The 11007-nt window shown below is 70.9% G+C and carries 11 protein-coding genes; 7 read left to right on the forward strand and 4 right to left on the reverse strand.

What is annotated here, in order from left to right:
• Position 1: 1 nt before the first annotated feature.
• Genes AB0368_RS15770 through AB0368_RS15780 form a run of 3 tightly spaced genes read right to left on the reverse strand, consistent with a single transcriptional unit; the run spans position 2 to position 2685 of the window.
• The gene (locus tag AB0368_RS15770) at positions 2 to 466 is read right to left on the reverse strand and encodes an OsmC family protein (protein WP_366154566.1); all 465 of its coding nucleotides are present in this window, start codon (positions 464 to 466) and stop codon (positions 2 to 4) included.
• Between the two features lie 2 nt (positions 467 to 468).
• Positions 469 to 1479, reverse strand: a complete 1011-nt coding sequence (locus AB0368_RS15775) for a magnesium transporter CorA family protein (RefSeq protein ID WP_366154567.1) — start codon at positions 1477 to 1479, stop codon at positions 469 to 471.
• Between the two features lie 30 nt (positions 1480 to 1509).
• Complete coding sequence (locus AB0368_RS15780) at positions 1510 to 2685, reverse strand: polysaccharide lyase family 7 protein (protein WP_366154568.1); 1176 nt, start codon at positions 2683 to 2685, stop codon at positions 1510 to 1512.
• A gap of 221 nt (positions 2686 to 2906) precedes the next feature.
• Here AB0368_RS15780 and AB0368_RS15785 point away from each other — a divergent pair, with 221 nt between their 5' ends.
• From AB0368_RS15785 to AB0368_RS15815, 7 genes are all read left to right on the forward strand, one after another.
• Positions 2907 to 3359 carry a DUF4396 domain-containing protein gene (locus AB0368_RS15785; RefSeq protein WP_366154569.1) on the forward strand — a complete coding sequence of 151 codons (453 nt, stop codon included), beginning with the start codon at positions 2907 to 2909 and terminating at the stop codon, positions 3357 to 3359.
• A 573-nt stretch (positions 3360 to 3932) separates the two neighbouring features.
• Positions 3933 to 4913: a hypothetical protein gene (locus AB0368_RS15790; RefSeq protein ID WP_366154570.1), complete on the forward strand. Its 981-nt coding sequence runs from the start codon at positions 3933 to 3935 to the stop codon at positions 4911 to 4913.
• The gene (gene sbnA / locus AB0368_RS15795) at positions 4914 to 5930 is read left to right on the forward strand and encodes a 2,3-diaminopropionate biosynthesis protein SbnA (RefSeq protein WP_366154571.1); all 1017 of its coding nucleotides are present in this window, start codon (positions 4914 to 4916) and stop codon (positions 5928 to 5930) included.
• A gap of 30 nt (positions 5931 to 5960) precedes the next feature.
• Positions 5961 to 6959 carry a 2,3-diaminopropionate biosynthesis protein SbnB gene (sbnB, locus tag AB0368_RS15800; RefSeq protein ID WP_366154572.1) on the forward strand — a complete coding sequence of 333 codons (999 nt, stop codon included), beginning with the start codon at positions 5961 to 5963 and terminating at the stop codon, positions 6957 to 6959.
• Entirely contained in the window at positions 6956 to 8149 is a 1194-nt protein-coding gene (locus AB0368_RS15805; protein WP_366154573.1) for a pyridoxal-phosphate dependent enzyme, read from the forward strand. Before sbnB ends, AB0368_RS15805 begins: the two co-directional genes overlap by 4 nt.
• Positions 8150 to 8183: 34 nt before the next feature.
• Entirely contained in the window at positions 8184 to 9182 is a 999-nt protein-coding gene (locus AB0368_RS15810; protein WP_366154574.1) for a fatty acid desaturase family protein, read from the forward strand.
• Positions 9183 to 9195: 13 nt separating this feature from the next.
• Positions 9196 to 9909: a phenylalanine--tRNA ligase beta subunit-related protein gene (locus AB0368_RS15815; RefSeq protein ID WP_366154575.1), complete on the forward strand. Its 714-nt coding sequence runs from the start codon at positions 9196 to 9198 to the stop codon at positions 9907 to 9909.
• A 13-nt stretch (positions 9910 to 9922) separates the two neighbouring features.
• Here the strand turns inward: AB0368_RS15815 and pyrB are convergent, their stop codons facing one another.
• Entirely contained in the window at positions 9923 to 10906 is a 984-nt protein-coding gene (gene pyrB, locus AB0368_RS15820; protein WP_366154576.1) for an aspartate carbamoyltransferase, read from the reverse strand.
• Positions 10907 to 11007 lie beyond the last annotated feature (101 nt).

Below are 11007 nucleotides of genomic sequence, written 5' to 3' on the forward strand. Positions count from 1 at the left end.
ATCAGGTCGCTGTGACCACCACCGTCGCGCGGACCGTGACCGTGGAGTTCAGCGAGTTGGCGATGTAGCACTCCTCGTGTGCCTGGTCGACGAGCCGCAGCACCAGCTCCTCGTCGGTGCCCGGGGCGACGTGCACGACCGGGTTCAGCTCGATGAGCTCGAGGCGGGCCTTGCGGAGGTCCTCGCTGAGGTAGCCGGTCGCTTCGTCGGCGTACCGGAGGACGTCGACGTGCTTACGGGCCGCCACGGACAGGAACGACAGCAGCTGGCACGAGCTCGCCGCCAGCACGACGAGCTGCTCCGGGTTCAGCAGATCCGGGTCGCCCCGGAATTGCGGGTCGGCGCTCAGCCGCAGGGCGGCCTGCGCGGGCGGGGCGCTCGCGGTGTGGGCCCGCGGGTACGCCCGGTAGCCCTCCCCCGTCGAGCCGTCCCATTCCAGCTTGGCGTGGTGCACGAGTTTCTCCACGGTCACAGCCAACCACGCCGCTTGAGGTAGACGTACAGACCGCCGGCGGAGAGCACGACGAGCACCAGGCTGGCGAGGAAGCCGGAGAACCGCTCGTAACCCCAGTACGGGACGTTCTGGCCGAAGAATCCGGTCAGCGCCGTGGGTACGGCGATGACGGCGGCCCACGCGGCGAGCTTGCGGGTCACGTCGTTGAGCGCGTTGCTCTGCTCGTTGAGGTCCGCCTCGAGCAGGCCGTTGATGCGCTCCCGGGCGCTGTCGATGGTCTCCGTGGCCCGGCGCGCGTGGTCGTCGACGTCGCGGTAGTACGGCGCCAGCCGCTCGTCGACCAGCGCGTTCTCGAGGCGCAGCACCTCGGCGATGAGGTCCGCCATCGGCGCCACCGGGCGGCGCAGCGCGGCGATGGCCCTGCGCAGGCCGAAGCCGTACATCCGCACCGAACGCGGCGCGCCGCCCTCCTCGAGCATCGTGTCCTCGGTCCTGTCCATCGCCTCGTCGAGGATGCGGGCCGCGGCGAACTGCCCGTCCACGACGACGTCGAGCAGGCCGTACACGAGGAAGGCGACCCCGCCGTGCTTGGCCAGCTCGGCGTCCGCGTCCCAGCGCTCGACGAACCGGGAGACGTCGCTCGCCGACTTGCGCACCGTGATCAGCGCGCGGTCGGTGATGAAGGCGCTGATCTCCGTCTTGTCCGTCTCCGGGACCGGGCCGTCGGTGGTGACGTGGACGTCGTACACGTTCATGAACAGGTGGCCCGGATAGCGGTCCAGCTTGGGCCGCTGATGGTCGTGCACCGCGTCCTCGACGGCGAGCGGATGCAGCCGGAACTCGGCCGCGACGGCCCGCAGGTCCGCCTCGTCGGGGTCGAGCAGGTCGAACCACAGCACGGCCTCGGGATGCTCGCCCAGCAGCCGGGATATCTCGGCCGCGCCGAAGCCCTCGGCCACCACCCCGCCGGCCTCGTAGAGCCGGGTGGCGACGGGACAGGTGGGCATAGCGGGTGTCTCAGTCACGGCATTCCACTATGCCTCACCTGCGACGGATCAGCCGTGCGAGACGGTCAAGACGTAGAATTTGACCTTCGCGCCGTTGGTGGTGCTCTCCGACGAGCTCTGGTTGTACGAGCCGGCCTTGAAGTACTGCTTGTACGGGTTGAACGACGACGGGATCGAGTAGCTGGTCCGCGTACCGTTGACAGTGAGGTTGATCTTGTTGCCCGTGACGTTGATGACGTAGCTCCACCGGGTGCCCAGCGGCACGTTTCCGACCGCATGCAGGGTCTGGCCGCCGGCCGGCGAGTTCTCGGTGCCGAGGAAGATGTCGCCGTTGGGCCGGTAGTAGAGCTCGAGCAGCGGCTTGGTCGACGAACCGCCGGAGCCCAGGTGCACCTGCCCGACGCAGACGTTCTTGGTCACCTGCGTTACCCGCAGCGAGGCACTCAACGTGTGGTTGCCCGCCAGGGGCCAGTCCGCCGCGCTGCCGTCGGCGTTCATCTCGCGCAGCTCGGAGCGGGCGTAGTTCGAGTTCGGCGTCGTGACGCCCTTCTCCGGCGCGAAGAAGGTCATCGAACCGTCGGTGCGGTCCGTGAAGAAGTACGCCGGGTGGGTGTAGCCGTTGGGCCCCTTGAGCTGCGACGGCGGGATGGTGGTCGGCGCGCCGGGCGAGCCGATCGGCAGCTGCAGGGACCAGATCGAGAGGTTGAAGTTGCCACCCGGGGAGACATTCGGATCGAGCGTGCCACCACCACCGGACAGCGTCCAGACCTGGTTCGCGGCGCCGGTGCACGTCCAGATCTGCAGCTGCGTACCGTTCGCCGAGCTCTGACCGGTGACATCGAGGCACTTGCCGGAGCCGGTGTTGACGAGCGCGCCACCGGAGACCGTCCACTTCTGCGCGGCGGTGCCGTTGCAGTCGTAGAGCTGCACCTTGGCGCCGTTCGCGGTCGAGGCGCCGGCGACGTCCATGCATTTACCGAGCGCCCGCACGGTGTCGTCCGAGGCGCCCGTGGTCCAGGTCTGGGCCGCCGACCCGTTGCAGTCGTAGAGCTGGACGCGAGCGCCGTTGGCCGGGCTGGCGCCGGCGACGTCGACGCACTTGCCGCCGAGCCCGGTGATGGCACCGGCCGCCGCGGCGCCGGCCTCGGTGATGCCGAGGGCCCCGAGGGCCGCGACGACGGCGGCCGAACTGACGGAGGCGAGGAGAGTGGTACGGCGTTTCATGAGGGGACCTTCCACTGCGGGGATACGCCGAACCGGGCCGGAAGGTGGGGGGCCGGGCCGGAATAGGCAAGGTAGCGAACAATTAACTCCCGGCCTCGAGGACTGTCAACCCTCCGCAACCGCCTTCCTGATCGTTTTCCCAGGTCAGAGCCAAATTCATAAAGTTAAATTAAGTCAATTTCGCGCTTGCGTCATATACCCCAGGGGGGTATCTTCGACGCATGGAAAATGTCGTCACCTGGCGGGCCGCTGCGGCCGCCACCCTGCACTGCCTCACCGGCTGCGCCATCGGCGAAGTCCTCGGCATGGTGATCGGCACCGCCGCGGGACTCCCCACCGCCGCGACCGTCGTGCTGTCGGTTGTGCTGGCGTTCGTGTTCGGCTACACCCTCACCATGCGCGGCGTGCTGCACGCGGGCGTCGACTTCCGCACGGCGCTCAAGGTGGCACTGGCCGCCGACACCGTTTCGATCGCGGTGATGGAGCTGCTGGACAACGCCGTCATCGTCGCAGTGCCCGGGGCGATGGACGCCGGGCTGGACAGCGCGCTCTTCTGGGTCTCGCTCGCCGCGTCGCTGGCGGTGGCCTTCCTGCTGACCACTCCGCTCAACCGCTGGATGATCTCGCGTGGCCGGGGCCACGCGGTCGTCCACCGCTACCATCACGCCCACTGACACGGCCCACTGTCGACAGGGGACTCGACCACGGGCCCCTGTGGCAGAAATCACATGCATCGATGCGGTCACGCCGGTGTCGCGCCCCGGCGGGGGGACCACGGGCTAAGACCTTGCTCTATGCGCTGCACCGGAACGTTACGAGCGGCCCGGTGGACGATCGACGGGTATTGCGGGCCGGGATCCACTGTGGTTCAGTAACGCGACGACTGCGGGTGACCCGCGTCGTGAAACGGGGAAACGGGGAACGGGGAGATTGTGTTCATGACTCGCTGGCACCGTGGAGTGCGCCGGGACTAGCCCGGCATCAGGCACCACGAATCTGTACGAACCAGACCAGCAACCGGCACGATTCGCGTGATTCCGGCCGCGAAATCGTCGTGCCCGCAGACTGCTGAGCCTTTCGTTTAACGCTGCATTTTTAGGGTGGCAATGGAAGAGTTGGCGACACAATCAACGCCGGCCGCGTCCGGTGATTCGATCGCAGACGACCGGCGGCCGGCCGATATCTCGCCGCTGCATCTTTTGAAGGCCGAGGACCTGCCCGCGTCCATTTCCGCCGTGCGGAAATTCATGGACGCGGACACTGTGGACGCCCTGCGCATGGTGGTGGGCCTGGACTCGCACGACCCGGACGAGCGGGCCCTGGCGGCCGTCGCCGCCGCACTGAGCCGGCTGGGTCCGCCGGCCGCGCCGACGCGCTACACCGACGAGGAACGGCTGGGGCTGCCGGAGGACCTCTACGAGGAGCACGACGTGTTCTTCGGCGCCGTCCGCGTCACCGGCAACCCGGTGCAGGAGTTCACCCGCACCATGCTGGAGGCCGTAAAAGGCCAGCTGCACGACGCCCTGTCCGCCGGGGTGACCCTGGGCACGGACGAGTGGGACCAGCTCCGCGACTCCTTCCGGACCGTGTTCCGCCTGCTCTGGCGGGTGGGAGCCGCTGACACGCACTGGGCCGGCGCGGAGCGGGACACCGACGCGCCGCCCGCCGTCGCGATCCGTCCGGTCGACGTGGATCCGCTGATGCGCTGGCGGCTCGGCCATCAGGTGTTCTTCGCCCTCATCCAGGCGCTGGTCGTCGCCGTCGGCTGCGTCGAGGAGACCCTGGAGACCGAGCCGGACGAGGCGTGCCGCCTGCTCGAGGACGCCACCGTGCTGATGATCGGATCCGGTGCGGCGCTGCGGTTCGCCGGCGACTTCACCCGCCCGGCGTACGCGGACGTCGTCCGCCCGGCGATGATGCCGCCGCACATCAACGCCAAGTTCAGCGGCCTGCAACTGCGCGACCACCGGATGCTGCTCAAGGGATTCGGCCGGATCAAGCCGCTGGTCGCGAAGGCCGATCCTGAGGTACGGGAGACGTACGGCTTCCTGGTCGCGGCCATGTCGACGGCGTACGACGCGCACGTGGCCGTCTGCGCGCGCTTCGGTGGTGACCGGGAGCCCAGCCTTCGCACTCCCGAGTCCGCGGTGGCCGCCGTCGACGTCCTCGACCGGTTCCGGGCCAAGCGGATCGGCGCCGTGTCGATCGATGGCGGGCGGAGCAGGTAGGTGATCGTCGACCGGGCCTACGAGTCGGGAGATCGTCGCGCCTTCCTGCGGTTACCCGGCTATCAGCAGCACGGCGAGGTCCTGCTCAAACTGGAGGGGCTGAACCCGACCGGATCGATCAAGGTCAAGACGGCGCGCGAGATGGTGCTGTCCGCCCTGGCCGACGGGACCCTCCGGGCCGGCATGCACCTCATCGAGTCCACGTCCGGGAACCTCGGCGTCGCGCTGGCATCCATCTGCGCCGCCGAGAACCTGCGGCTGACCGTCGTCACGGATCCGAACGCCAACGCGCAGAGCGTGCGGCACATCGAGGCGCTCGGTGCCGAGGTGGTGACGGTCACCCGCCATGACCCCAACGGCGGCTACCTGCAGACCCGCATCGACTGCATCGCGGCCCGCCTGGCCGCCGATCCCGAGCTGGTCTGGCTCAACCAGTACGGCAACACGGCGAACCCGCGGGCGCACCGGACCACCACCGCCCGCGAGATCGAGGCCGAGCTGGGCGCGCCGGACTGGATATTCGTGGGCGTCGGCTCGGCGGGAACGCTGATGGGATGCCTGAGCCACTTCCGGGCCGTGCACTCACCCACCCGGGTCGTGGCCGTCGACGCGGCCGGCTCCGTCACGTTCGGCGGGGCACCCGGAACCCGGCGGATTCCCGGGCTCGGAGCCAGCCGGCGCCCGGAACTGTTCCGGGACGGTCCGGACTTCGACAAGTGCGTCGTCGCCGAGGCGGACACGATCCTGGTCTGCCGGCGCGTCGCGCGCCGATACGGCCTGCTCGTCGGCGGCTCCACCGGCACGGCGCTCGCCGCGGTGAGCGCGATGGGCGAATCGATCCTGCCGGGAAGCCGGGTCGTGGTCATTTCACCGGACCTCGGCGAGCGCTATCTGGACACGATCTACAACGACGGCTGGGTGCTCGACCACTACGGTCCGGAATTGGCGCGCGCCATCGCCTGCGATGCCGCCGGGGTGATCGATCGCGCACCCGCGCGAGTCGTCGCCGGCATGTGAACACTCCACCGGACAAACAGGAACGGAACCATGAGCGATCTCGCCGTTGTCGGCAATTCCGCGGTGGCCGCCGCACTGGACGGCGCGGAAAGCGCCGTGATCGATTGCGTGCGCACCACCTACCTTCTTCACGAATCCGGCGGCACGGTCAATCCCGACAGTTATTTCCTGCGGTTCCCGGAGAAGCCGGACTCCCGGATCATCGCGCTTCCCGCGTTCGTGCACGACGAGCGGCCGATGGCCGGAATCAAATGGATCTCGAGCTTTCCGGCCAATGTCCGCCGGGGTCAGCAGCGCGCGTCCGCGCTGCTCGTGCTCAACGACTACGAGACGGGCCGTCCGGTCGCGGTCCTGGAGAGCGCCGCGATCAGCGCGGCGCGGACCGCGGCCTCGGCCGCGCTGGCCGCGCAGGTCCTCGGCCGGGGTGAGGCCGCCACGCTGGGGGTGGTCGGAGCCGGCTACATCGCCCGTACGATCTGCCGCTATCTGCGCGCCGGCGGGACGCGGCCCGAGCGGATCGTGTGCCACGACACCGATCCCGCCTCGGCGGCCGCGCTCGTCGGGCACCTCGACGCGACCGCGGAGGGTACGGCCGTCGCCGGCGATCTGGACGCCGCCCTCGACGCCGACGTGGTCGTGTTCGCCACGACGGCGCTCGCCCCGTACGTGCCGGCGACCCATCGGTTCCGGGCCGGCCAGCTCGTGCTGCACATCTCCCTGCGCGACCTGGCTCCGGAGACCCTGCTGGCCGCCGACAACGTCGTGGACGACGTCGAGCACTGCCTCAAGGCCCGGACCTCGCCGCATCTGGCCGAGATGCTGACCGGAGGCCGCGGCTTCATCACCGGCACCCTCGCGCAGGTGATGCAGGACAAGGCCCGGCTCGACCCCGGCCGGCCCACGGTCTTCTCGCCGTTCGGCCTCGGGGTGCTGGACATCGCCGTCGGGCGCATGGTTCTCGACCACGCCCGCGAGAGCGGCGACGCGCTGGCCGTCGACGGGTTCTTCGGCGATCAGGTCCGCTGGTGAGCGACGAGGCCATCGCCGTACGCACGGCGTACCAGGATCCGACCTTCACGTACCGCTACCGGCCGGAGCTGCTGCCCGAACCCGGGGGCCGGATCGACATGTGGCGGTACAGCCGCCTGCTGCCCGGCTGCGACCGCGATCCGGTGTACCCGCTGCCGGTCGGCGGCACCCCGTTGCGCCCGGTTCCGGGCCTGCGGGAGGCCACCGGAGCCGGCGACCTGTGGCTCAAGGACGAGACGACGGGGCCGACCCGGTCCAACAAGGACCGGGCGACCGCGCTGGTGATCGACATCGGCATGCGCAGCGGCGCGACGGCGGTGACCACCTCGTCGACCGGCAACGCGGCCATCGCGACGGCGGTCGGCGCCGCGGCCGCCGGCATCGACGCGGTGATCTTCGTGCCGGAGGACTGCCGGCCCGGCAAGGTCGCCCACATGGTGGCCGCCGGCGCCCAGGTCTTCCGCGTCCGGGAGGGTTACCGGGCGGCGTTCGAGCTGTCCCGCGCCGCCGCGGCACGGTTCGGCTGGATCGACCGCAACACCGGCGCGAACCCGCTGACGATCGAGGCGAAGAAGACGGTCGCCCTCGAGGTGTGGGAACAGCTGGGACGCCGCGCGCCCGACGTCGCGGTGGCGCCGGTCGGCGACGGGCCGACCCTGGTCGGGCTGGCCAAGGGTTTCCGGGAGCTCCTCGCCTGCGGGGCCATCGCGGCCCTGCCCCGGATGATCGGGGTGCAGGCGGCCGCGTGCGCGCCGCTCGCCCACCGGTGGCACGGCACCGCGGCGCCGCCGCTGGATCCCGCGGCGACCTCGGCCGACGGCATCGCCGTTACGGTGCCCTCGATCGGCGAGTGGACGCTGGACGAGGTGCGTACGGCCGGCGGCTCCTTCGTCACGGTGACCGAGCCGGAGATCGACGCCGCCGTACGAGACCTGCGCGACCTGGCGCAGGTGCCCAGCGAGCCGGCGGGAGCCGCGGCATTCGCCGGCTACCGCAGCGCGCTGGCCATGGGGCTCGTCTCGCCGGATGAGAGCGCCGTGGTGCTGGTCACCGGCTCCGACCTGAGTACGCCGCCCGCACCGGGCACAGCGCCAGGCGCGGCGCACACGATCAGCGCCGACCTCGACGTCGTCGCCGCGGTCATGCGCGACCGGTCCGTCGCCGCTCGCGGCGGGGTCACCGGCTCCTGACACCGAACACCGACGAGGAAGGACGACGCCGGCGATGCTCGAGGTCCAGCCGCTCGGCGATGCACCGGTACCGGACCGCGAGGGCTCCGCTCCCCGGGCCGCCGGACGGCCGTACCCGAAGGGCTACACCGCTCCCCCGGGCATGCGCGCGGCGATCGCCGACGCGCACCGCACCCGGTTGCCGCTCACGTTCGCCCTGGCCGTGATCGACCTCGCGTCGGCGGTCACCGCCACGATCCTCGCCGCCTGGGCCCTGCTGCTCAGCCCGTTGCTCGTACCCGTGTCCGCCGTGCTGCTGGTCGTGGCCGCCCGGCAGATGCGCGGGCTGGAGTGCCTCGTCCACGAGGCGTCGCACTTCAACTGGTCCCGCCGCCGCCGGCGGCTCAACGACGGTCTCGCCGCGGTGCTGGCCGGCGGGCCGACCGGTGCGACCATCGCCAGCTACCGCACGAGCCACCTGCTGCATCACGGCCGCTTCGGCACCCCGGACGACCCGGACCGCGAGCGCTACGAGGAACTCGACCTCGAGCGGGTGGACCGGCGCTCCGCCTGGGGCCTGCTGCGGGACGTCATCGTGCGGCTGCCCCGGTACGAGGCCGGGTGGTTCGCCGCCATGAAGGCACAGCCGCACCAGGTCCTGATCCCGGTCGTCGCCACGTCCGCCGCGACGGGCGTACTCGGCCACCTGGTGCTCGGCGCTGCGGGCGGCGTCCTCTCCGGAGTCTGCTGGCTGGCCGGCTTCTTCCTCGTACTGCCCGTCCTGCGGTTCCTCGGCGAGGCGGACGAGCACGTCTACTCCGACAGCGATACGGTCTTCGACGCGACCATCACCAACCTGGGCCGGTGGCAGCGCCTGCTCCTGCACCCGCACAACGACGGCTACCACACCGTGCATCACATGTGGCCGGGGGTGCCGCACCATTCCATCCGGAAGCTGCATTACCTTCTGCTCGCCGGCGATCCGGACGGGTACGCCCGCCGGCTGCGACACCGCACCAGGCTGCTGGAGCCCCCGCGCCACGGCGTGGGTTGAGGAGGATCGTTCGATGTCAGTCCGCATCATGCTGGACGCCGAGGTGCTCACGGCGTTCCCGGACGCGCAGGTGTGCTTCGTCGCCGCGCGGAACCTGCGTAACGGCGAGCCGTGGCCCGCCGTCGACGCCGCCGTGGAGCAGTTCCAGCGCGACGTGGCCGCCGGCGCGTGGGCCGCGCCCGGGGAGGAGTCGCCGGAGATCGCCTCGTGGCACACGGCGTACCGGGCCTTCGGGACCAATCCGCGACGGGCCCGGCCCAGTGTGGAGGCGCTGAGCCGCCGGGTCGCCAAGTCCGGGCGGGTGCCGCGGATCAGCCCGGCGGTGGATGCCTACAACCTGATCTCACTGCGCCACCGGGTGCCGGCCGGCGCGTTCGACCTGGACACGCTCGGCGAGCTCGTCACCGTCCGGCCCGCCCGGGACGGGGATGTGTTCGTACCCATGGGCGAACCGGACGAGACCGAGGTGCCCCGCGCCGGGGAGATCGTGTACGCGCAGGACGCGCACGTGCTGACCCGCCACTGGAACCACCGGGACAGCGACCGCACCAAGGTGACGTCCGAGTCGCGCAACGTCGTCTTCATCCTCGAGCGGGTGTCCGCCGAGGCGGTTTCCGGCGAGCGGCTGATCGCGGCGCAGCAGGAGCTCGCGGAGTCCGTACGCCCGTTCGCCGACGAGCTCGTGCTCGCCACCATCGACGCGGACAACCCGGTCGCCGAGCAGTAGGGCCACCGCAGGATCACTCGACCGCGCCGAGCACCAGGGCCAGCAGCGCCATGCGCACCACGACGCCGTTGGCGGCCTCCTGCCACAGCCGCGACCAGCGGGTGCCGTCCACGTCCGGGGGCAGCTCGTCCATCCGGGGCAGCGAGTGCAGCAGGATGGCGTCGCTCTTCGCCCGGGACCCGAGCAGCTCCCGGGTGATCCGATAGTTCGCCGGGGTGACGGGCTTGTCCTCGGTGCTCGCCTCGTGGTGGGCCCGGGTGTAGTCCGGCTGGACGACCGGCTCGACCAGGATCACGTCCGCCTCGGCGATCGCCTCTTCGACGTGCTCGGCCTCGCGCACCTCGAGGCCGTCGCGCCGGAAACTCTCCTTGTACTGCTCCGGCATCCGCATGTCCGGTGAGCCGGGGAACAGGGCGTCCGCCGGGGGCGCGACCAGGGTCAGCGGGCAGTCGAAGCGCGCGAGGGCGTGCCCCAGCGAGTGCATGGTGCGCATGCGCATGTCGCCGACTGCGAGCCAGCGCAGCCCGTCGAGGCGGCCGCGCTCGGCCGCCACCGTGTAGAGGTCGGTGAGGATCTGGGTGGGGTGCTCGCCCCAGCCGTCGCCGGCGTTGATGATCGGGACGCTGGACCAGCGCGCGGCTTCCCGCGGCGCGCCCTCCTCGAAGTGGCGCATGACGATGACGTCGCCGTAGTTCTCCAGCATCCGTACGGTGTCGCGCAGAGACTCCTGATAGTAGTCACCCGCGCGGGTGTTCTTCGCGTCGACGAAGCCGGTCACCGCCCCGCCGAGGCGGTGCATCGCCGCCTCGTGCGACAGCCGGGTCCGGGTGCTCGGCTGGTAGAAGGCCGTGACCAGGGTCTTGGCCCGGAGCAGGTCGGAGTTGCGCCGGTCGCGCGCGATCGGCGCGAGACGGTCGGCGATGTCGAAGACCCGGAAGTACTCCTGGCGCTCGAACTCCTCGAGCGAGAGGATGTCGCGCCCCTGAAAGCTCCGCATGTGACTCATCTCCTTCATCGGCGGGCCCCGGGCGGCCGATCGGCCGGGGGCGCCCCGGGGCCCGGAGGCCGGCGAGACCTCCGGCCGCGGCGGGGGCCCAA

This window comes from Actinoplanes sp. NPDC051475 (genome assembly GCF_040689425.1).
Lineage (GTDB): Bacteria > Actinomycetota > Actinomycetes > Mycobacteriales > Micromonosporaceae > Actinoplanes.

What these genes read in the sequence shown, in the direction of transcription:
- AB0368_RS15780 (WP_366154568.1), bottom strand. Translation starts at nt 2,685, where the DNA reads ATGAAACGCCGTACCACTCTCCTCGCCTCCGTCAGTTCGGCCGCCGTC.
- AB0368_RS15785 (WP_366154569.1), top strand. Translation starts at nt 2,907, where the DNA reads ATGGAAAATGTCGTCACCTGGCGGGCCGCTGCGGCCGCCACCCTGCAC.
- AB0368_RS15790 (WP_366154570.1), top strand. Translation starts at nt 3,933, where the DNA reads ATGGACGCGGACACTGTGGACGCCCTGCGCATGGTGGTGGGCCTGGAC.
- sbnB (WP_366154572.1), top strand. Translation starts at nt 5,961, where the DNA reads ATGAGCGATCTCGCCGTTGTCGGCAATTCCGCGGTGGCCGCCGCACTG.
- AB0368_RS15810 (WP_366154574.1), top strand. Translation starts at nt 8,184, where the DNA reads ATGCTCGAGGTCCAGCCGCTCGGCGATGCACCGGTACCGGACCGCGAG.
- AB0368_RS15815 (WP_366154575.1), top strand. Translation starts at nt 9,196, where the DNA reads ATGTCAGTCCGCATCATGCTGGACGCCGAGGTGCTCACGGCGTTCCCG.
- pyrB (WP_366154576.1), bottom strand. Translation starts at nt 10,906, where the DNA reads ATGCGGAGCTTTCAGGGGCGCGACATCCTCTCGCTCGAGGAGTTCGAG.